Annotated in this window: 19 protein-coding genes; 13 read left to right on the top strand and 6 right to left on the bottom strand. The window is 60.7% G+C overall.

Going from position 1 to position 21,976, the window contains the following annotated elements; all coding sequences use genetic code 11:
- Positions 1-11 precede the first annotated feature (11 nt).
- Positions 12-989 carry an NADPH:quinone reductase gene (locus QZR14_RS02465; RefSeq protein WP_250605545.1) on the bottom strand — a complete coding sequence of 326 codons (978 nt, stop codon included), beginning with the start codon at positions 987-989 and terminating at the stop codon, positions 12-14.
- 150 nt (positions 990-1,139) lie between these two features.
- On the opposite strand from QZR14_RS02465, the gene hemF reads away from it, so the two are divergent.
- Both hemF and aroE read left to right on the top strand, forming a co-directional pair.
- Entirely contained in the window at positions 1,140-2,054 is a 915-nt protein-coding gene (gene hemF / locus QZR14_RS02460) for an oxygen-dependent coproporphyrinogen oxidase (RefSeq protein ID WP_250605544.1), read from the top strand.
- Between the two features lie 9 nt (positions 2,055-2,063).
- Positions 2,064-2,885 (top strand): shikimate dehydrogenase, encoded by an 822-nt coding sequence (gene aroE / locus QZR14_RS02455; RefSeq protein ID WP_311995814.1) that lies wholly within the window; start codon positions 2,064-2,066, stop codon positions 2,883-2,885.
- 116 nt (positions 2,886-3,001) lie between these two features.
- On the opposite strand, the gene QZR14_RS02450 is transcribed toward aroE, so the two are convergent.
- The 3 genes from QZR14_RS02450 to betC form a co-directional block, all read right to left on the bottom strand.
- The gene (locus tag QZR14_RS02450; protein WP_250605542.1) at positions 3,002-4,570 is read right to left on the bottom strand and encodes a SulP family inorganic anion transporter; all 1,569 of its coding nucleotides are present in this window, start codon (positions 4,568-4,570) and stop codon (positions 3,002-3,004) included.
- 252 nt (positions 4,571-4,822) lie between these two features.
- On the bottom strand, positions 4,823-5,743 hold the full coding sequence (choX, locus tag QZR14_RS02445) for a choline ABC transporter substrate-binding protein (protein ID WP_311995813.1): 921 nt from the start codon (positions 5,741-5,743) through the stop codon (positions 4,823-4,825).
- 16 nt (positions 5,744-5,759) lie between these two features.
- Positions 5,760-7,274 (bottom strand): choline-sulfatase, encoded by a 1,515-nt coding sequence (gene betC / locus QZR14_RS02440; RefSeq protein WP_311995812.1) that lies wholly within the window; start codon positions 7,272-7,274, stop codon positions 5,760-5,762.
- A gap of 114 nt (positions 7,275-7,388) precedes the next feature.
- On the opposite strand from betC, the gene QZR14_RS02435 reads away from it, so the two are divergent.
- Positions 7,389-8,339, top strand: a complete 951-nt coding sequence (locus QZR14_RS02435; RefSeq protein WP_311995811.1) for a choline sulfate utilization transcriptional regulator — start codon at positions 7,389-7,391, stop codon at positions 8,337-8,339.
- A 72-nt stretch (positions 8,340-8,411) separates the two neighbouring features.
- Here the strand turns inward: QZR14_RS02435 and QZR14_RS02430 are convergent, their stop codons facing one another.
- Positions 8,412-9,077, bottom strand: a complete 666-nt coding sequence (locus QZR14_RS02430; RefSeq protein WP_250605539.1) for an NAD(P)-dependent oxidoreductase — start codon at positions 9,075-9,077, stop codon at positions 8,412-8,414.
- Positions 9,078-9,160: 83 nt separating this feature from the next.
- Between QZR14_RS02430 and QZR14_RS02425 the strand changes: the two genes are divergently transcribed.
- The 10 genes from QZR14_RS02425 to QZR14_RS02375 all read left to right on the top strand — a co-directional run bounded on the left by QZR14_RS02425 (position 9,161) and on the right by QZR14_RS02375 (position 20,468).
- Complete coding sequence (locus QZR14_RS02425) at positions 9,161-9,487, top strand: DOPA 4,5-dioxygenase family protein (protein ID WP_311995810.1); 327 nt, start codon at positions 9,161-9,163, stop codon at positions 9,485-9,487.
- Between the two features lie 460 nt (positions 9,488-9,947).
- Entirely contained in the window at positions 9,948-11,255 is a 1,308-nt protein-coding gene (locus QZR14_RS02415) for a CitMHS family transporter (RefSeq protein WP_007911819.1), read from the top strand.
- A gap of 85 nt (positions 11,256-11,340) precedes the next feature.
- A complete protein-coding gene (locus tag QZR14_RS02410) occupies positions 11,341-12,108 on the top strand; it encodes a TerC family protein (protein ID WP_007911817.1) in 768 nt (255 codons plus the stop codon).
- A 369-nt stretch (positions 12,109-12,477) separates the two neighbouring features.
- Positions 12,478-14,136 carry a Na/Pi cotransporter family protein gene (locus tag QZR14_RS02405; protein WP_311995809.1) on the top strand — a complete coding sequence of 553 codons (1,659 nt, stop codon included), beginning with the start codon at positions 12,478-12,480 and terminating at the stop codon, positions 14,134-14,136.
- 177 nt (positions 14,137-14,313) lie between these two features.
- Positions 14,314-15,693, top strand: coding sequence for a M16 family metallopeptidase (locus QZR14_RS02400; protein ID WP_311995808.1), 1,380 nt, complete (start codon positions 14,314-14,316; stop codon positions 15,691-15,693).
- 183 nt (positions 15,694-15,876) lie between these two features.
- The gene (locus QZR14_RS02395) at positions 15,877-16,905 is read left to right on the top strand and encodes a DUF5924 family protein (protein WP_311995807.1); all 1,029 of its coding nucleotides are present in this window, start codon (positions 15,877-15,879) and stop codon (positions 16,903-16,905) included.
- Between the two features lie 54 nt (positions 16,906-16,959).
- Positions 16,960-18,108: an ABC transporter permease gene (locus QZR14_RS02390; protein ID WP_311995806.1), complete on the top strand. Its 1,149-nt coding sequence runs from the start codon at positions 16,960-16,962 to the stop codon at positions 18,106-18,108.
- The gene (locus QZR14_RS02385; protein WP_007911797.1) at positions 18,105-18,908 is read left to right on the top strand and encodes an ABC transporter ATP-binding protein; all 804 of its coding nucleotides are present in this window, start codon (positions 18,105-18,107) and stop codon (positions 18,906-18,908) included. Before QZR14_RS02390 ends, QZR14_RS02385 begins: the two co-directional genes overlap by 4 nt.
- Position 18,909: 1 nt before the next feature.
- Complete coding sequence (locus QZR14_RS02380) at positions 18,910-19,848, top strand: MlaD family protein (protein ID WP_250605534.1); 939 nt, start codon at positions 18,910-18,912, stop codon at positions 19,846-19,848.
- Positions 19,845-20,468, top strand: a complete 624-nt coding sequence (locus QZR14_RS02375) for an ABC-type transport auxiliary lipoprotein family protein (RefSeq protein WP_250605533.1) — start codon at positions 19,845-19,847, stop codon at positions 20,466-20,468. Before QZR14_RS02380 ends, QZR14_RS02375 begins: the two co-directional genes overlap by 4 nt.
- Before the next feature lie 115 nt (positions 20,469-20,583).
- Here the strand turns inward: QZR14_RS02375 and QZR14_RS02370 are convergent, their stop codons facing one another.
- Entirely contained in the window at positions 20,584-21,813 is a 1,230-nt protein-coding gene (locus QZR14_RS02370; protein ID WP_311995805.1) for a nucleoside recognition domain-containing protein, read from the bottom strand.
- Positions 21,814-21,976 lie beyond the last annotated feature (163 nt).

Below are 21,976 nucleotides of genomic sequence, written 5' to 3'. Positions count from 1 at the left end.
GCCGGGAGGTATCAAGGCAGCAGGACGGTGGAACCAGTGGTGCGTCGAGCGGACAGTTCGGTTTGTGCCTTCGCCGCATCAGCCAATGGATAACGCTGGCTGACATCCACCTTCAACTTGCCGCTGATGATCATCTCGAACAGCTCATCGGCCATTCGCTGCAGGTTCTCGGCATTGTTGGCGTAGGTGGCCAGTGTCGGCCGGGTCACGTACAGCGAGCCCTTGGCGGCAAGAATGCCCAGGTTCACCCCGTCCACCGCGCCGGAAGCATTACCGAAGCTCACGACCAGGCCGCGTGGCGACACGCTGTCGAGAGAGGTCAGCCAGGTGTCCTTGCCGACGCCGTCATAGACCACCGGGACTTTCTTGCCGTCAGTCAATTCGAGCACGCGTTGCGCAACGTTTTCATGGCTGTAATCGATGGTTGCCCAAGCGCCATTGGCCTTGGCCAGTTCGGCTTTCTCGCTGGAGCTGACGGTGCCGATCAGCTTCACGCCCAAGGCTTTGGCCCATTGGCAGGCAAGCGAACCGACACCGCCGGCCGCCGCGTGGAACAGGATGGTTTCGCCACCCTTGAGCTCGTAGGTCTGGCGCAGCAGATATTGCACAGTCAGGCCTTTGAGCATGACCCCGGCAGCGGTTTCGAAACTGATTTCGTCGGGCAGGTGCACCAGATTGTCTTGGGGCAAAACATGCAATTCGCTGTAGGCACCCAACGGGCCGCTGCCATACGCCACTCGATCACCGACCTTGAACCGGGTGACGTCGCTGCCTACGGCATCGACGATGCCCGCGCCTTCCGCTCCCAGACCGGACGGCAAGGCGGGCGGCGCGTACAGGCCGCTGCGGTAATAGGTGTCGATGAAGTTCAGGCCGATCGCCTTGTTGGCCACGCGCACTTGATTGGGGCCGGGCGCGGCGGGTTGGTAGTCAACATATTCGAGCACTTCGGGGCCGCCGTGGGCGCGGAACTGGATACGCTTTGCCATCTGCCTGCTCTCCTTGGGTCTTTTGTAAGCCCCCTATCCAACTCCCATGCTTGATCTTCGTCAACTGCGGCGGGTTGTTGTGCGGTGGTATGCTACGCGCCCATTTGCGTCGCCCGTCTGCCGGGGCGCCGCCCGATTCAAGGTGAAGCCATGACGACCCGCACCGACGCCGTAAAGGCCTATCTGCTCGACCTGCAAGACCGCATCTGCGCGGCGCTCGAAACCGAAGACGGCGGCACGCGCTTCGTTGAAGACGCCTGGACCCGGCCTGCTGGCGGTGGCGGTCGCACCCGCGTGATCGAGAACGGCACGCTGATCGAAAAGGGTGGCGTCAACTTCTCCCACGTCTTCGGCAGCGGTCTGCCACCGTCGGCCAGCGCCCATCGCCCGGAATTGGCCGGCCGTGGTTTCGAAGCCCTTGGCGTGTCGCTGGTGATCCATCCGCACAACCCGCACGTGCCAACGTCCCACGCCAATGTGCGCTTTTTCATCGCCGAGAAAGAAGGCGAAGAGCCGGTCTGGTGGTTCGGCGGCGGCTTCGACCTGACCCCGTATTACGGCAACGAAGAAGACTGCATCCACTGGCACCGCGTCGCCGAACAGGCTTGCGCACCGTTCGGTGCGGACGTCTACCCGCGTTACAAAGCCTGGTGCGACACCTACTTCCACATCAAGCATCGCCACGAACCGCGCGGCATCGGCGGTCTGTTCTTCGATGACCTGAACGAGTGGGACTTCGACACCAGTTTCGCTTTCATGCGTGCCATCGGTGACGCGTACATCGACGCCTATCTGCCGATCGTGCAGCGCCGCAAACACGATGCCTTCACGGCTCAGCAGCGTGAGTTCCAGGAATTCCGCCGTGGCCGTTACGTCGAATTCAACCTGGTCTACGACCGTGGCACCTTGTTCGGTCTGCAATCGGGCGGGCGTACCGAGTCGATCCTGATGTCGCTGCCGCCGCAAGTGCGTTGGGGCTATGACTGGAAGGCTGCGCCAGGCAGCGAAGAGGCGCGCCTGACTGAGTACTTTCTGCAAGACCGCGACTGGCTGGCAGAAGCCTGAGGACATCTGATGGATCGTTACGTCGTTTTCGGTAACCCGATCGGCCACAGCAAATCGCCGATGATTCACAAGCTGTTCGCCGAACAGACTGGCCAGCACCTCGACTACAGCACGCTGCTGGCCCCGCTCGATGATTTCGCCGGCTGCGCCACGGCGTTTTTCCGGGAAGGGCGCGGCGCCAACGTCACTGTGCCGTTCAAGGAGGATGCCTATCGCCTGGCCAACAGCCTGACCGCGCGCGCGCAGCGTGCCGGTGCGGTCAACACCTTGAGCAAACTGGCCGATGGCTCACTGCTCGGTGACAACACCGACGGCGCCGGGCTGGTGCGTGATCTGACGGTGAACGCCGGGTTCAGCCTGACCGGCAAACGCATTCTGCTGCTCGGCGCCGGTGGCGCGGTGCGCGGTGCGCTGGAGCCGTTGCTGGCGGAGAAACCGGCCTCGGTGATCATCGCCAATCGCACGGTGGACAAGGCTGAACTGCTGGCCGAGTTGTTCTGCGACCTCGGGCCTGTGTCGGCCAGTGGTTTCGACTGGTTGCGCGAGCCGGTGGACGTGATCATCAACGCCACCTCGGCCAGCCTGAGCGGCGACGTGCCGCCGATTGCGCCGAGCCTGATCGAGCCGGGCAAGACCCTGTGCTACGACATGATGTACGGCAAAGAGCCGACCGCATTCTGCCGCTGGGCCAGTGAGCATGGCGCGGCGGTGGCGATGGATGGCTTGGGGATGTTGGCGGAGCAGGCGGCTGAGGCATTTTACCTGTGGCGCGGCGTGCGCCCGGATACTGCGCCCGTGCTGGCCGAGCTACGCCGCCAGTTGGCCCAATAAATACCCATGTGGGAGCGAGCCTGCTCGCGAAAACGGTCTGTCTGACACATTAATGTTGGATGTGCCGCAGTCTTCGCGAGCAGGCTCGCTCCCACAAGGATTACCTCGATCGCCAGTCAATCCTCAAACCGGATCGGACATTTCTCCGGCCCTTCCAATTTGCGTAACTCCTCCACGACCTGCGGCCGCGCCCGGCGCAAGGTCAGGCTGCGATCCTGACTGAGCAAGCGTCGCGCCTCCTGATGCAGCATCTCCACCCCTGAATAGTCGATGAAGTTGATCTGCTGCGCCTCGATCACCACGCGTGCGCCGTGCATGCGCTGCAGGCGTACTTGCAGGTAATGGCTGGCGCCGAAAAAGATCGACCCGCCGACACGCAACACATCGTCTTCGCCGTCACGCCAATGCTGCACGCGCGGTTGCGAGGTGCGCTTGAGGTAGAAGAACAGCGAAGCCAGCACACCGGCATAAATCGCCGTCTGCAATTCCAGCAACAAGGTCGCGAGGCAGGTCAGGGCCATGACCACGAATTCGGCGCGGCTGACGCGCAGCAATGAGCGAATGCCGCGATGATCCACCAGTCCCCAGGCAATCAGCAGAATGCTGCCGGCCATCGCCGGGATAGGAATGTGTGCAATCAGCGCCGCGCCGAAAATCGCAAACAACGCCACCCAGATCGCTGAAAACACCCCGGCCAATGGCGAACACGCGCCCGCTTCGTAACTGAGGGCCGAACGGGTAAACGATCCGGCCGACAGCGATCCGGAAAAGAACGCGCCGACAATATTCGACAAGCCCTGCGCACGGACTTCCTGATTGGCATCGAGCAATTGCTGCGACCGTGCCGAAATCGAGCGTGCAATAGACAGACTGGTGACCAGCCCGAGCATGCCCACCGCCACGGCACTGGGCAGCAATCGCAGGATCAAGTCCAGATCCAGCGGCAACGCGCTGAACGGCGGCAAGCGTCCGACAAACGCGCTGACCCGATGCACGTGGCCGAACATGCCCGGCCACAACCACACCAGCAAACTGGCCAGCACCAGCGTGATCAACAGCGTCGGCCAGCGCGGCAGCAGGTGTTTGAGCAGCAGACCGACGACCACCGTGGCCAAACCCAATACCAGCGAAGGTTTATCCACAGCCCGCAGGTGTTGCAGCAGATCCATCAAACTGGCCAGCGCCGTGGCTTTGGCCGGCAGCTCAAGTCCCAAAAGATTAGGCAACTGCCCGATGGCGATCACCACTGCCGCACCGAGGGTGAACCCCAGCACCACCGAATGCGAAACGAAGTTCACCAATGCGCCGAAGCGCAGCAAACCGAGCAGCCACTGGAATATCCCCGCAAGCAGGGTCAGCAGCAGGATCAGGGTGATGTAGTCCTGCGAGGCCGGAACCGCTAAAGGACTGACACTGGCAAACAGCACAATCGAAATCGCCGCCGTCGGGCCGCAGATCAAATGCCACGAGGATCCCCACAGGCAGGCGATCAGCACCGGAATGATTGCGGCGTAGAGGCCGTATTCCGGTGGCAGACCGGCGATCAACGCATAGGCAATCGACTGGGGTAACGCGAGAATCGCCCCGCTGAGACCGACGATCAGATCCCGTCCGACGCTGGCGCGGGTTTGTCGCGGCAGCCAGGTGAGGAAGGGGAAGAGAGAGTGGCGGCTGGGAAAGGCCATGGGTCCTCGCGGTTGGGGTTTTATTCAAGGTTATCAGGGTGTCATGGGAAAAAGCCCCTCACCCTAGCCCTCTCCCGGAGGGAGAGGGGACTGACCGAGGTGTTTATTCAAGATTCACCGACCTGCAATTTCAGAGTTGAATGCCAGTTTTGAATCCAACAAATATCGGCTCCCCCTCGCCCCCTCTGGGGGAGAGGGCTGGGGTGAGGGGGCAAAAATCTCAAGCCGGGCACAATTCCAACAGCTCCACGATCAAAGCTTCGCTTTCACCGCCGCCAACGCATCCTTGCCATCGACGGTCTTCACCCCATCCAGCCACTTGTCCAACACCGCCGGATTCGCCTTGATCCACGCCTTCGCCGCCTCGGCATTGCTGACTTTTTTGTTCACCACATCGGCCATGATGCTGTTCTCCATGTCCTGAGTGAACGACAGATTGGTCAGCAATTTACCCACGTTCGGACAGGCCTCGGCGTAGCCCTTGCGGGTCAGCGTGAACACACTGCCGGTGTCGCCGAAGTATTTCTCGCCACCCTTCAGGTAATGCATCTTCAACTGCACGTTCATCGGGTGTGGGGTCCAGCCGAGGAAGGTGACGAATTTCTGTTTCTTCACCGCTCGCGACACTTCAGCCAGCATCGCCTGTTCGCTGGACTCGATCAGCTTCCACTGGCCCATGTCGAAGTCGTTCTTCTTGATGATTTCCTGCAACGAGATATTCGCCGGCGCGCCCGAACCGATGCCGTAGATCTTGCGCTCGAACTTGTCCGCGTATTTGTTCAGGTCGGCAAAGTTATGCACACCCGCGTCCCACACGTAGTCCGGCACGGCGAGGGTGAATTCGGTGCCGTCGAGGTTTTTCGCCAGTTGCGTGACATCGCCGGTGGCGACGAACTTGTCGTAGAAGCCCTGCTGCGCCGGCATCCAGTTACCGAGAAACACATCCACCTGGCCGTCCTTCAAACCGCCAAAGGTGATCGGCACCGCGAGGGTGTCGACCTTGGCCTTGTAGCCCATGCCGTCCAGCAGAAACCCGGTGATGGCGTTGGTCGCGGCGATGTCGCTCCAGCCCGGGTCGGCCATTTTCACCGTGTCGCAGCTTGGCTCGGCGAAGGCCGAGGCGCTGCTCAGCGCGAGCAGGCCAACCGTCACTACTGTGGATAACTTACGCATGGACTTCCCCTTAACATTATTGGTTTTGGCAGGGTTGTGGATAACGTGCTTTGCGCTCCAGATCATCGAGGTCGATGTGGTTGCGCATGTACTGCTGACTGGCGTCCACCAGTGGCTGGTGATCCCAGCTCTTCAGCTTGCCGATGGTCAACGCGTCGGCGACAAATCGGCGACGGCGCTGGCTGGCGAGGACTTGCCGGTGAATCGCCGGAATATCCCATTTGGCCCGTGCTTCGGCGAGAAAATCGTCGAAAAGCTGGCGATGCTGTGGCGATTGGCTGAGTTCTTCCAGTTCACGCGGATCGTTATCTACGTCGAAGAGCAGGCAAGGGTCGCTTTCACTGTAGATAAATTTAAAGGCGCCGCGGCGGATCATCATCAGCGGGCTGATGGTGCCTTCGGCCATGTATTCGCCGAACACTTCGTCATGACCGCCCTGCCCTTGCAGGTGTGATACCAGCGAACGGCCATCCAGCGGCAGCCCTGGTTCCAAGGTGCCGCCGGCCAGTTCAACGAAGGTTGGCAACAGGTCAGCGGTGGACACGGCTGCGCTAATCCGCCCGGCATCGAACTGGCCTGGGGCACTTATCAACAGGGGGACGCGGGCCGCCATTTCGTACCAATGCATTTTGTACCAAAGGCCCTTTTCGCCGAGCATGTCGCCATGGTCGCCGGAGAACACGATGATGGTGTCATCGATCAGCCCGGTTTCTTCCAGCGTTTGCAGAAGTTTGCCGACGTTGGCATCGATATAGCTGCAGGCACCGAAATACGCCCGGCGCGCATCGCGGATCTTATCCACAGGCAGCGGCTTGTCCCACAGGTCGTACACCTTGAGCAAACGCTGCGAGTGCGGATCGAGTTCGTGTTGATCCGGGGTTGTAGGCAACGGGATATCGTTATCGTCGTACAAATCCCAGAACGCCTTGGGAATGGTGTACGGGTCGTGTGGGTGGGTCATCGATACGGTCAGGCAGAACGGGTGGTCGCCCTCCTCGCGGATGTGATCGAACAGATATTGCTGCGCCTTGAACACCACCTCTTCGTCGAAATCCAGTTGATTGGTGCGTACGCACGGCCCGGCCTGCAGCACCGAAGACATGTTGTGATACCAGCTCGGCCGTACATCCGGCTCATCCCAGTTCACGGCCCAGCCGTAGTCGGCCGGATAGATGTCGCTGGTCAGTCGTTCTTCATAGCCATGCAACTGGTCGGGGCCGCAGAAGTGCATCTTGCCGGACAGCGCGGTGCGGTAGCCGAGGCGGCGCAGGTAGTGCGCGTAGGTGGGAATGTCGGCGGGGAAATCGGCGGCGTTGTCGTAGGCGCCGATCTTGCTCGGTAGCTGGCCGCTGACCAGGGTGAAACGCGACGGCGCGCACAATGGGCTGTTGCAGTAAGCGGCGTCGAACACCACGCCTTGGGCGGCGAGACGGGAAAGATTCGGCAGTTTGATCGGCGAAGGGCCGTAGAACGGCAACATTGGCGCGGCCATCTGATCGGCCATGATGAAAAGAATATTCTTGCGCTTCATGTGATCGCGGCATTCCATAGTGAATATTTATGCGACATTGCTGCGATCCAGCATGGAGTCCATGCTGTATCCGGTAAAGCCCGCGCCGGACAATGACTAGGATAAGCACCGCTTATGTATGACGCCTTGGGAGATCTGTCCCTCGACCTGCTGCGCGCCTTCGAAGCGGCAGCCCGCCAGCGCAGCTTTACCGCAGCGGCGGTAGAGCTTGGCACCACGCAACCAGCGATCAGTCAGCAGATCAAGCGGTTGGAGGAACAGCTCGGCACACGGCTGTTTGATCGGATCTACAGGGGCATCGAACTGACGGAAGTGGGCGCGATCATGTTCGAGCAAGTGACCCTCGGTTTGCAGAATATCGATGCAGGATTAAGTGCAATCAGTGCACAACAGCAACATGAGGTGCTGCAGGTCGCTACCGATTTCGCCTTCGCCGCTTATTGGCTGATGCCACGCCTGCACCGCTTTCACGAAGCCAATCCGCAGGTCGACGTCAGCCTCGTGACCAGTGAACGCAACCACAACATGCTGCGCACCGATATCGATGTGGCGATCCTGTTTGGCGACGGGCGTTTCAAGCAAGGCGAAAGCCACTGGTTGTTCAGCGAAGAAGTGTTCCCGGTGTGCAGCCCGCAATTGCTCAAGGATCGCGCCCTGCCCTTGCCCGCTCAGGCGTTGCTGGAGTTTCCGCTGCTGCACCTGCGTGGGGAAAACAGCAGCAACTGGTTTGACTGGAGCGGTCTGTTTCGCCAGTTGGGCATTACTTCGCCGCCGGCGCCGGGGCAATTGCGCTTCGACAATTACACGCTGTTGATTCAAGCGGCAATTGGCGGCCAAGGCGTGGCAATTGGCTGGCGGCACCTTGTGGATAACTTGCTGAGTCAGGGGTTGCTGTGCCGGCCCATCGCTGAAACGACCCTTTCGCGTCTCGGTTATTACGTGGTGTTGCCGCAGCGCAAACGCCGGGGTGCGTTGATTCAACAGTTTGTCGATTGGTTGATGGCGGAGCAGGCGAGTAGCGCTGAATCGCTCAATGGCTTGGCATTGCCTTCGATTGCGGTTTGAAGATCAGAAGATCGCAGCCTTCGGCAGCTCCTACACCAATCTCATGTAGGAGCTGCCGAAGGCTGCGATCTTTTACGAATCTGAAGCCGCAACGAAATTCACATGCTGTCCCACATGCAAATTCAGCCGCAGCTCATCGGCAATCCCTACCGCCACGCGATTCAAGCGCTCCAGGGGTTCTGCCAGACCTGGTTCCAGATTGCCGCCGACCTGACTGAAATGTTCGATGGTCAGCCCGGCCACGCCGTGCGGCGCATTCACCAGCGTCCAGTGCAGCGGACTGCTTTGTAGGGCCTCACGGATTTCTTCGGCAGCGTGGCGTTGCAGGCGATCATCGACATCCGGCTCATCGAGCACGGCAAAGTCGCCCACCAGAAACAGCCGCGACACATTCGCCGCTTGCAGTCCATCGACCAGTGCGTCGACGGCCAGAACCTGTTCGACCGGTCCGAGCACGACCGAGCGTTCAACCTGATCGCTACTGAACGGTAGTCCCGGTGCATCCAGTAAGCAGATGACCGCCGAACTGCCGGCCACACTCTGGTTGACCCGTTCCAGGTCGAACAAATCACCGGTTTTGGTACGCAAACCCGGACGCGGCGCAAGTGCGGTCAGATCGTCGAGAATGGCGATGACTTCATGCTGACGGCGCAGCAGTTCAGCCATCAACGCGCTGCCCAGGCTACTCATGGCACCATAGAGCACCACTTTTACCGCCGGGGTTTCGGCATTTTTCATGGCTGATCCCTTTTGTTATCCCTTGTATGGCGTGTGACATACGGGCGACGCCGAGGGTTCGAACCGATTTCCGAGGCTTTCAGATGCAAACGATCAAGGGTTACCACGCCCACGTCTATTTCGACGCCGGCACCATTGAACAGGCGCGGGCCTTGTGTGAGCAGGCTGCGCAATTGTTTCCACTTAAAATGGGCCGCGTTCACGAACGCCCGGTTGGGCCGCATCCGGACTGGAGTTGCCAGTTGGCCTTCGGCCCAGAGTTGATCGGCGACGTGTTGCCTTGGCTGGCGCTCAATCGCAAAGGCCTGGTGGTATTTCTGCACCCGGACACCGGGGATGATTTGCTCGACCACACCGAACACGCGATCTGGATGGGCACGATCCGACCGCTGAATCTGTCTGTTTTCTGATCAGATCTTTTCTTCGGGTTCACCCGGCAGATGCTTATCCAGATGCAGCCAGGGCAATGGGCGATGTCCTGCAACGCCCCGCTGAACTGATAATGAATGTGTCCGCAATGGCAACCGCCGCCGTGCACTTGGCTCATGCTCAGAGCTCTCCTTCCCGTGTTCATTGACTCTGGTTCGCATCCGACGGCCGGTTGACCGTTCATTCAAAGCTTTCTGCAGCGAAAGGTAGCTGAAAGCTTCCCCGATTAGGATCGCCTCCACTTCCGGCAACAGACCGGTTGGCCAACGCGTGTGATACCTCGCACGAACGGCCCAATTAACAACAACAATGGTGATTCTGATGTCCTCTGTAGCCCGCCTCTCCGCTGTCACTCCGCCCGTACGTCTGGTGCTTCCCGTTCTGCGCTGATCCCGTCCGATCCGCTCATTTAACTAGCCGCGCTACGCCTGGAGTATTCCCATGCTGACTTTCCTTGGCTTCGCCATGGTCATCACGTTCATGTTCCTGATCATGACCAAGCGCCTGTCCGCGCTGATCGCTCTGATCATCATCCCGATCGTTTTCGCCCTGTTCGGCGGTTTTGCACCGAAGATCGGCCCGATGATGCTCGAAGGCATCACCAAGCTCGCGCCGACTGGCGTGATGCTGATGTTCGCCATTCTCTATTTCGCCCTGATGATCGACTCCGGCCTGTTCGACCCGGCCGTGCGCAAGATCCTCAAACTGGTCAAGGGTGACCCGCTGAAGGTGTCGGTCGGCACCGCCGTACTGGCGCTGGTGGTGTCCCTCGATGGTGACGGCGCGACCACTTACATGATCTGCGTGGCCGCCATGCTGCCGCTGTACAGCCGCATCGGCATGAGCCCGCGAATCATGGCCGGCCTGATCATTCTCGCCGGTGGCGTGATGAACATGACCCCGTGGGGTGGCCCGACTGCCCGTGCCGCGAGTGCGCTGCATGTCGACCCGTCGGACATCTTCGTGCCGATGATCCCGGCCATGGCTGCGGGTGTGGTCGCGATCCTGGTTATCGCTTATTTCTACGGTAAACGTGAACGTGCGCGTCTGGGTGAATTGCACTTGGTCGGCGACGACATCGATCACAGCGAAATCAGCGTGTCGCAATTCCCGGATGCGCGCCGTCCGAAACTGATCTGGTTCAACGGCGCCCTGACCTTCGGCCTGATGTGCACCCTGATCGCCGGCCTGTTGCCGTTGCCGGTGCTGTTCATGGTGGCGTTCAGTATTGCCATGATCGTCAACTACCCTTGCCTGCAGATGCAGAAGGATCGCGTCGCGGCTCACGCCGGTAGCGTGCTGGCAGTGGTCGGGCTGATCTTTGCGGCGGGTATCTTCACCGGTATCCTGTCGGGCACCGGCATGGTCGATGCGATGTCGAAGAGCCTGTTGGCGGTGATTCCGGATTTCCTCGGCCCGTACCTGGCCGTGATCACGGCGCTGGTGAGCATGCCGTTCACCTTCTTCATGTCCAACGATGCGTTTTACTATGGCGTGTTGCCGGTGTTGGCCGAAGCTGCCAGCCACTATGGGATTACCGCAGTGGAAATGGCCCGTGCCTCGATCGTCGGTCAGCCCGTCCACTTGCTGAGCCCGTTGGTGCCATCGACGTATCTGTTGGTGGCCCTGGCCGGCATCGATTTTGGTGACCACCAGCGTTTCACCCTGAAATGGGCGATCCTGGTTTGTATCTGCATCCTGATTGCTGCACTGCTGTTGGGGACTTTCCCGGTGTTCAGCACTCTATAAGCCCACGACTCACCGTTTCGGGTCCTGGCTTCGCTGTTTGAAGCCCGGACCTTTTTCGGTTTAACAATCGCTCAAAGGAATACACATGGAATGGCTGACCAACCCCGAAATCTGGGTTGCCTTCTTCACCCTGACCGCCCTGGAAATCGTCCTCGGCATCGATAACATCATCATGATTTCGATCCTGGTCAGCCGCATGCCCAAACACATGCAGCAGCGCACCCGGATCTTCGGTCTTGGCCTGGCCATGATCACCCGCATCCTGTTGCTGCTGTCGATCACCTGGGTCATGCGCCTCACCGCCGACCTGTTCGAGGTGTTCGGCCAAGGCATTTCCGGCCGTGACCTGATCCTGTTCTTCGGTGGTCTGTTCCTGCTGTGGAAGAGCTCGCAAGAGATGTACCACGCGCTGGAAGGCGAAGACGAAAGCGACGAAACCCCGGGCGGCAAGGGTGGCAACTTCCTTTACACCATCATCCAGATCGCGATTATCGACATTGTCTTCTCGCTGGATTCGGTGATCACGGCGGTGGGCATGGTGTCCCATGTGCCGGTGATGGTCGCGGCGATTGTCGTGGCCGTACTGGTGATGATGCTGGCGTCGGGCAAGATCAGCGAATTCATCGACAAGCACCCGTCGTTGAAGATGCTCGCGCTGTCGTTCCTGCTGGTGGTCGGTACCGTGTTGATCGCCGAGTCGTTCGACGTGCATGTGCCGAAAGGTTACGTCTACTTCGCCATGGCGTTCTCGCTGGCGGTGGAAGCGATCAACATCAAGCTGCGCGGTGCAATGGCCAAGAAGAGACAGCAGCAGGATCCGGTAAAACTGCGCAAGGACATCCCGGGCCAATAACCGGGTAATCCAGACGCAGGCAATACCCCTGTGGGAGCGAGCCTGCTCGCGAAAACGGAGTGTCAGTCGACAACCATGTTGGCTGATCCACCGCTTTCGCGAGCAGGCTCGCTCCCACATTTTTTTGTGCAGCATTCAGGCACCGCGGATCCTGTGGGAGCTGGCAAGCCAGCTCCCACAGGGGCGGCGTTGATTTAAATGGGAGTGTATGAAGCGCTGTTCATGACACTTTTGTTTCAATCAGCACTTTAGCTGTGCAATGCTGGCGCCCAGACCGTTAGCCAACTACAGCTTAAGTATCAAAAACGTAGAAACCGCGCGGTACCGTCAACTTGCCCCTCTGGGGCGCTGCTATTACAGGGGGTCTGCATGCTCACCCTGCTCAATCTGCTTTCCGCCGTCGCCCTGCTGATCTGGGGCACGCACATCGTCCGAACCGGCATCCTGCGGGTGTATGGCACCAACCTGCGCCATGTGATCGGCCAGAACATGTCCAGACGCTGGCTGGCCTTTGTCGCCGGCATCGTCGTGACGGCGATGGTGCAGAGCAGCAATGCCACGGCCATGCTCGTCACCTCCTTCGTTGGTCAGGGCCTTATGGCGCTGACTCCGGCGCTGGCGACCATGCTTGGGGCCGACGTCGGTACCGCGCTGATGGCGCGGGTACTGACATTCGACCTGTCGTGGCTGTCGCCGCTGCTGATTTTTCTCGGGGTGATTTTCTTTCTGTCGCGCAAACAGACGCGGCTCGGGCAGATGGGCCGGGTGTCCATTGGCCTCGGGCTGATCATTCTCGCGTTGCAATTGATCGTCGAGGCCGCCGCACCGATCACCCACGCCCAAGGGGTGAAGGTGATCTTCGCCTCGCTGACCGGCGACATCCTCCTCGACGCCTTGGTCGGCGCGTTGTTCGCGATGATTTCCTACTCCAGCCTCGCTGCTGTGCTGCTCACCGCGACGCTGGCTGGCGCTGCGGTCATCAGTTTGCCGGTCGCCATTGGTCTGGTGATTGGCGCCAACATCGGCAGCGGCATTCTCGCGTTCATGAGCACCAGCATGCAGAACGCCGCCGGCCGGCAAGTGGCACTGGGCAGTCTGTTGTACAAGCTGATTGGCCTGCTGCTGATCATCCCGGTGCTCGACCCGTTGGTGCACTGGATCGACAGCCTCGATTTCAGCCCGCAGGAAATGGTCATCGGCTTCCACTTGCTCTACAACACCGCGCGCTGCCTGATTCTGCTGCCGTCGGTGGGGCCGATGGCGCGCCTCTGCGCGTGGCTGCTACCGGAGCGGCAGGAGGTCAACGGCACCGCCAAACCACGCCATCTCGACGCGACCGCGCTGGTCACACCGAGCCTGGCGCTGGCCAACGCCGCGCGGGAAACCCTGCGCATGGGCGATCTGCTCGACAACATGCTCGACGCCTCGCTCGATGTGTTGCACGGCAAGCAGACCGCCGTCACCCAGGAAATGCGCCGACTGACCGACGACGTCGAAGCGCTGTACAGCGCAATCAAGCTCTACCTGGCGCAGATGCCCCGCGAAGACCTCGGCGAGCAGGACAGCCGGCGCTGGGCCGAGATCATCGAGCTGGCTATCAACCTGAAGCTGGCCGCCGACCTGATCGAACGCATGCTGCGCAAGATCCAGCAGCAGAAAACCTCCCAGCGACGGTCGTTTTCCGAAGAAGGCCTGGAGGATCTCGCCGGATTGCAGCAGCAATTGATCGCTAACCTGCGTTTGGGGCTTTCGGTCTTTCTCAGCGGTGACCGCGAAAGTGCCCGGCAATTGCTCCGCGAGAAACGCCGCTTTCGCGCGCAGGAACGTCGTCTGGCCCATGCGCATGTCAGCCGTTTGCAACGCAAGATCGTGCAGAGTATCGAGACCAGTTCGCTGCACCTGGAGTTGATTGCCGACATGAAGCGGCTCAACTCGCTGTTTTGCGGCAGTGCGTATGTGGTGCTGGAAACGGCGGATACCGGGGCGCTGGCGGCGGATGATATTGCCGACATTACGCATTCGCCTTGAACGTCTGGGGCTAGGGTCAGTCAGTAACACAGAGTTCAGCCTCAAGGGCCCCATCGCTGGCAAGCCAGCTCCCACAGGGTTTTGTGAACGCCGCAAATCCTTGTGGGAGCTGGCTTGCCAGCGATGGGCCCCTGACTGACGACACGGATCTCCAAATCAGCCGTACGGAAGCCTGTTATGCGTTGCCTGTTGTTCGCCTGTCTGTTGCTCGGTTCCCTGCCCGCCTTCGCCCTGGATCGTTTTCAGGTTGAAGGCTATGCGCTGCCCAATGGTTTGCAGTTGCTGCTCAAACCCGGCACCGAGCGCGGGCATGTGGCGATCCGGCTGGTGGTCGGCGTTGGCCTCGACGATTTCGACTGCGATGACAAAGAGCTGCCGCACCTGCTCGAACACTTGTTGTTCAGCGGCATCGACGCCACTGGTGAAGGGGGGCTGGAAGAACGCATGCAGGCGTTGGGCGGTGACTGGAACGCCTTCACCAGCAACGCTGACACCACGTTTGTCATCGAAGCGCCGGCAAAAAACCAGCGCAAAGTGCTCGACCTGCTGCTCGCTCTGCTCACACAAACGCGCATCGACGACAACGCGATCAACGCCGCCAAACGTGTGGTCGAGCGTGAGGACGGCGGCCATTACACACGCCTGCAACGCTTCCTTGATCGGCAGGATCTCGGCCACACCGCGAGTAATCAACTCGCGGTCGAACTGGGCCTGAAGTGCCCGCAACGCGCCGAAGTCGGCCACCTGACTCAAGAGCAACTGGAGAAGGTGCGCAAGGCCTGGTACGCGCCGAACAACATGACCCTGATCGTCGTCGGCGAACTCGACAAACTGCTGCCGGCCTATCTGGAACGCACCTGGGGCGCGCTCGACGCAGTGGAACCGAGCGAACACCGTGCGTTGCCGGACATCAGCACCCGCGCCGCCCATCAGCGCACCCTCACCCGGGGCTTTATCGGCGACAGCGCCAAGCTGCACTGGCTGGTGCCAGAGCCGGTGATCGATGATCAGTACGATCAGACCTTCGACATTCTCAAGGATTATCTGGACTGGGCGCTGTACCGGCAGATTCGCCTCAACCACGGTTTGTCCTACGGGCCGTGGGCCGAGCGCGAAGTGTTTGGCGGCGTCGGTTTCATGAGCCTGAACGCCGACCTGGATCGCGATGATGTCGACGAAGCCATTCAGGTACTCGAAGACCTCAAGGCCGATCTGCTGAAAAACGGCCTGGATCCGGATACTTTCGCGCGGATCAAACAGGCCTCGATCGCCCATCAGGCGTGGGCGGTGCAAGGTAACAGTGCGCTGGCGGATTATTATTGGAGCGCCCTCGGCGATTACCAGGACGGCCGCTTCGCCAACCCGGCGCGTGAGCTGCAAGGAGTGACTCTGGAAGCAGCGAACAAGGCGATGCGCGAGTTGCTGTTGCAACCGGGGTATCTGCGGATCGAGAAGCCGTTGATCAGTGATGACCAAGTGTTGTGGCTGAGTGCGGGTGGGTTGGGCCTGGTGTTGCTGATCCTGATCGGCTGGCGCCTGCACCGCAAGCGGGGTTGAAGATCAAAAGATCGCAGCCTGCGGCAGCTCCTACAGGGGATTGCGTTCCAAATGTAGGAGCTGCCGAAGGCTGCGATCTTTTGAGGCCCTGAAATGCACCGAAAGTGACCGGCAGCCTCGCCACAGCGCCCGGCGGGCGCTACTCTGTCGAGGTTTTTTCCTATCAAATTGTGAACCGCCCAAATGCCGAAAATACAGCTCCTGATCCAGCGCATTCTCGAACTGATGAAGCGCTATCCCGGGGTCATTGCGCTTGGCGGGTTCATCTCCGGGGTCGGCAGTTTCATCATGGTCGATCGTCAGCAGGGCCTGGCGAGCTGGATCACCGTGATCATGCTGCTCAGCTGGATCTGGCTGATGCTGGAAAACACCCTCACCGGCCTCTTCACCCGCGTGTTCAAACGCGAGATTCCCCAGCCGCTGCTGCGTTACGCGACGCAGATGATCCATCAGGAAAGCCTGTTTTTCGTCCTGCCGTTTTTCTTCATCACCACCACCTGGAACAGCGGCCAGTTGTTTTTCACCGGCCTGCTCAGCGTTGCCGCACTGATCTCCATCGTCGATCCGCTCTATTACAAATGGCTGGCGCCACGGCGCTGGGCGTTTCTTGCGTTGCACACCCTGACCCTGTTCGCCGCCCTGCTCACCGCGTTGCCGGTGATCATGCACCTGACCACCGCGCAGAGCTTCAAATGGGCGCTGGGCATTTCCGTGCTGTTGTCGTTCCCGAGTCTGGCGTCGATCTTCCCGATCCGCACGGTGCGCAATGCCTTGGCGATCCTGTGCATCACGGTCGGTATCGGTGGCGTCGGTTGGGTGCTGCGCTCGTGGGTGCCGCCGGCGACGCTGTGGATGACCGACGTGGCGATCAGCACGCAAATGCAGGACCGCACCCCCGGCGCCAGCCTCGACACGGTCAGCGCCGAGCAGATTCGTGGCGATGGCCTCTACGCCTACACCGCAATCAACGCGCCGCGCGGGCTGGATGAGCGGATTTATCACGTCTGGCAATTCAACGGCAAAGAGGTCGACCGCATCGCCCTCGACATTCACGGCGGGCGCAAGGAAGGCTACCGGGCCTGGACGCACAAGCAGAACTTCCCCGGCAACCCGGCGGGCAAGTGGCAGGTGCGGGTGTTGACCGAGGATGGCCAGGTGATCGGCGTGCTGCGCTTCGAAGTTACGGACAGCACAGCGATCAAAGAAAAGTAATCCGGTTCGTGCTATTACGTTAGTTCGCATAAAGGCCGAACAAGCACGGAGCTTATGACCAGCAGCTCGATCAGCGGTAATGCCCAACTGGACACGTCGACAACCCCTGCCCGCCTGCGGGTCACCGGGGACTGGACGCTTGCCCATTACGCCGAGCTCAAGCAACTGAGCGAAAAGCTCCACGGCCAGTACGACGCCAACACGCCGATTGATCTGAACAGCCTCGGCGCCCTCGACACCGCTGGCGCGTCGTTGCTAGTGGAGCTGCTTGGCTCCGAGCGCCTCGGCAAATCCGCCGAACATCCCGATTGCACCCTCTCCTCCGCCGACCGTGCGTTGCTGCAAACCGTGTATTGCTCGCTGACCGATTTCTGTGTGCCGATCAAGGAGCCGGAAATCAGCGTCAGCGTGCAGTTGCTGACGCGCATCGGTCGCGCCGTCGATACGGTCTGGCAGGACACCCTGCAACTGCTCGGATTCGTCGGCCTGATCATGGAAACCATCGCGCGCAACCTGTTGCGGCCCAAGCGCTGGCGCATCACGCCGATGATCGCGCACATCGAGCAGACCGGCCTCGACGCTGCGCCGATCGTGGCGCTGCTGACCTTTCTGGTCGGCGCGGTGGTGGCGTTTCTCGGCGCGACGGTGCTTGCCAGTTTCGGCGCGACGATTTTTACCGTGGACCTGGTGGGCTTCTCGTTTCTGCGTGAGTTCGGTGTGTTGCTCACGGCGATCCTGATGGCCGGGCGCACCGCCAGTGCCTTCACCGCACAGATCGGCTCGATGAAGGCCAACGAAGAAATCGACGCGATCCGCACCCTCGGCCTCGACCCGATGGAACTGCTGGTGGTGCCGCGTGTGTTGGCGATGCTGGTGGCCCTGCCGATGCTGACTTTTCTCGCCATGCTGTGCGGGATCATCGGCGGCGGCGTGGTCTGCGCGGTGTCGCTGGATATTTCGCCGGCGATGTTCCTGTCATTGCTGCAGTCGGACATCGGCATCCAGCATTTCCTGGTGGGCCTGGTCAAAGCCCCGATTTTCGCTTTCCTGATTGCCGCGATTGGTTGCCTGGAAGGCTTCAAGGTCAGTGGCAGCGCCGAGTCGGTCGGCGCGCACACCACGTCTGCGGTGGTGCAGTCGATTTTCGTGGTGATCGTGCTCGACGCGGTGGCTGCGCTGTTCTTCATGGAGATGGGCTGGTGAGTCGTCTACCGCGCGCGCCCTCGGAGGCGGTGATCGAAGTCCGTGGCCTGTGCAATCGCTTCGGCAGCCAGAGCGTGCACGAGAACCTCGATCTGGATTTGTACAAGGGAGAAATCCTCGCCGTGGTCGGTGGCTCCGGCAGCGGCAAATCGGTGTTGCTGCGCAGCATCGTCGGCCTGCGCCGGCCCAGCGAAGGCATGGTCAAAGTGTTCGGCAAGAACCTGCCGAGCCTGTCCGAACATGAGCGTTCGCTGGTTGAGCGGCGTTTTGGCGTGCTGTTTCAGAAAGGCGCGCTGTTTTCCTCGCTGACCGTCACCGAGAACGTCGCCCTGCCCCTTATCGAACACGCCGGCCTGAGTCGCAACGACGCCGAGCACCTGGCCGCGGTGAAACTGGCGCTGGCCGGGCTGCCGCTGTCGGCGGCGGACAAATACCCGGCGTCGCTGTCCGGCGGCATGATCAAACGCGCCGCTCTGGCCCGGGCCCTGGCGCTGGATCCGGACATTCTGTTTCTCGATGAACCCACCGCTGGCCTTGATCCGATTGGTGCGGCGCAATTCGATCAATTGATCCTGACCCTGCGCGATGCGCTCGGTCTCAGCGTGTTTCTGGTGACCCACGACCTCGACACGCTCTACACCATCACCGACCGCGTGGCGGTGCTGGCGCAGAAAAAGGTCTTGGTCGCAGGGCCTATCGACGTCGTCTCGGAAACCGACGACGCGTGGATTCACGAATACTTTCACGGCCCGCGCGGCCGCTCGGCGCTGGACGCCGCCAAATTGCTCAACGAGGTCTGACATGGAAACCCGAGCGCATCATGTGTTGATCGGCCTGTTCACCGTGATTGTGGTGGCAGGCGCCCTGCTCTTCGGTCTGTGGCTGGCCAAGTCCAGCGTCGACACCGAGTTCAAGGATTACGAGATTGTCTTCAGCGAGGCGGTCAGTGGCCTGTCCAAGGGCAGCCCGGTGCAGTACAGCGGGATCAAGGTCGGTGATGTGATCAACCTGCGCCTTGATCCAAAAGATCCACGGCGCGTGCTGGCGCGGATTCGTCTCGGCGGCGATACGCCGGTCAAGGAAGACACCCAGGCCAAACTGGCGCTGGCCGGGATCACCGGGACGTCGATCATCCAGCTCAGCGGCGGTACACCGGAAAGCCCGAAGCTGCGCGGCCATGACGGCAACCTGCCGACCATCGTCGCATCGCCCTCGCCTATTTCGCGGCTGCTCAATGACTCCAACGATTTGATGACCGGCATCACTGCGCTGCTGCAGAACGCCAACCAGATGTTCTCGGCCGAGAACGTCGAGCGTGTGAGCAAAACCCTTGCCCATCTGGAGCAGACCACCGGCACCATCAACGATCAGCGCGGCGACATCAAGCAAGCCATGCAGCAACTGGCGACCGTCGGTAAACAGGCCGGCAGCATGCTCGAGCAGACCTCGTTGCTGATGCGCAACGCCAACGGCTTGATCAACGACCAGGGCAAACAGGCACTGGGCAGCGCCGAGCAAGCCATGAAGTCGCTGGAACAAAGCACAACCACCATCAGCACCTTGCTCAGCAAAAACGAAAACTCCCTCGACAACGGCATGCAGGGCCTCAATGGCCTGGCCCCGGCGATCCGCGAACTGCGTGAGACGCTGACCTCGCTGCGCGCCATCTCGCAACGCCTTGAGGCCAACCCCAGCGGCTACCTGCTGGGCCGTGACAAGAACAAGGAATTCACGCCATGAAGCTGACTCGACTTGCCCTCCTCGCCGGCTTCACGCTGATCAGCGCCTGTTCGATTCTGCCCCAGTCAGAGCCGTCGGATGTCTATCGCCTGCCCACCGCCCAGGCGCCCGCCTCGGCCAGTCCGGCGGCGACTCAGCCGTGGTCGCTGCGGTTGAACAAGTTGCAGGCCAGCGAAGCGTTGAACCGGCCGACGATTGCGGTGATTCCACAAGGTGACGTGATCAGCAGCTACAAAGGCTCGCGCTGGAGTGATCCGGCGCCGGTGCTGGTGCGTAATCGCTTGCTCGACGGGTTTACGCGTGATGGTCGGGTGACGTTGCTCAGTACCGATGACAGCAACTTTGCTGCAGATCTGGAATTGGGCGGGAGCTTGCAGGCGTTTCAGGCCGAGTATCAGGGCACACAGGCCAGCGTCGTGGTGCGCGTCGATGCGTTGCTGGTGCGCGGTTACGACCAGCGGATTCTGGCCAGTCGACGGTTTGAGGAGCGTCAGCCGTTGAGCGATGTGCAAGTGCCGGCGGTAGTGGCCGGATTTGGCCAGGCCAGTGATCGCCTGAGCGCAAAAGTCGTGGCCTGGGCCGTCGAACAAGGCCAGAAACTCGCCCCCAAGAGCCACTGACAGGACACATTCCCCTGTGGGAGCGAGCCTGCTCGCGAATACGGTGTGTCATTCACATTGATGTTACTGACACGACGCCTTCGCGAGCAGGCTCGCTCCCACATTGGATTTTTGCTTAGCCGAAGAACCAGTAGCAGACGCCAATCGCGCCGAGTACACCCGCCAGCTCCGCCAGCAACGCACATCCCACCGCATGCCGCGCGCGTTGAATCCCCACCGCGCCGAAATACACCGCCAGCACATAGAACGTCGTTTCCGTACTGCCCTGCACCGTTGCCGCGACCAGCGCCGGGAAGCTGTCAACGCCCGAGGTCTTCATCGTTTCGATCAACATCGCCCTTGCCGCGCTGCCGGAAAACGGTTTGACCATTGCCGTCGGCAGCGCATCGACAAATCGCGTGTCCCAACCGGCCCACTCGACCAGATGCCGAATGCCATCCAGCCCAAAGTCCAGTGCCCCGGATGCGCGCAACACGCCAACCGCGCACAGCATCGCCACCAGATACGGCAACAGATTCTTCGCGACATCGAAGCCTTCCTTCGCGCCTTCGACGAACGCCTCGTAAACCTTGACCTTGCGTAACGCGCCGATGATCAGAAACAGCATGATCAACCCGAACAGCGTGAGATTGCCGAGGATCGACGACAATCCCGCCAAAGCCGTCGCGGAAAGGGTGCCGAGCAACGCCATAAACCCACCCAGGAGCAGCGCGCCCGGCACCAGATAGGCCAACACCACCGGATCCCAGATCCGCAGGCGCTGCATGAATGCCACCGAGAGGAAGCCGACGATCGTCGAGCAACTGGTCGCCAGCAGGATCGGCAGAAACACTAGCGTCGGATCCGGCGCGCCTTGCTGGGCGCGGTACATGAAGATCGTCACCGGCAGCAGGGTCAGAGAGGAGGCGTTGAGCACCAGAAAGAGGATTTGCGCGTTACTGGCGATGGTGGCGCTGGGATTGAGTTCCTGCAGCGCCTTCATGGCTTTCAGGCCGATGGGCGTCGCCGCATTGTCGAGACCGAGGCCGTTGGCCGCGAAGTTCAGGGTGATCAGGCCAAGGGCAGGGTGGCCTGGCGGAACCTCCGGCATCAACCGCAGAAACAGCGGGCCGAGGACTTTGGCCAGCCATTCGACGATTCCGGCCTTCTCGGCGATGCGCAGAAACCCGAGCCAGAGGGTGAGGGTGCCGAACAGCAGCACCATGACTTCAACCGAGAGCTTGGCCATGGCGAAAATGCTTTCCACCATCGCTGCGAAAATCCCGGCGTTACCGCCGACCAGCCACTGCACCAGCGCAGATATTGCTGCCACGACAAAGAAGCCAAGCCACAGGCCATTAAGCATCAGTCAAATCCCCCGAAGAATGCCGCGAATGATAGCGGTGTCGCCAGAAACGACAAACCCCGGATTTCTCCGGGGTTCGTATGGATCTGCCGCCCCCCGATTTACCGGGTGGCCTCAATCTACTGTAGGAGCTGCCGAAGGCTGCGATCTTTTGATTTTGTTT

The organism is Pseudomonas sp. rhizo66, assembly GCF_031931925.1.
Taxonomy (GTDB): domain Bacteria; phylum Pseudomonadota; class Gammaproteobacteria; order Pseudomonadales; family Pseudomonadaceae; genus Aquipseudomonas.
Note: the sequence above shows the minus strand (reverse complement) of the source record. Positions and strands in the feature narration are given on the sequence as shown.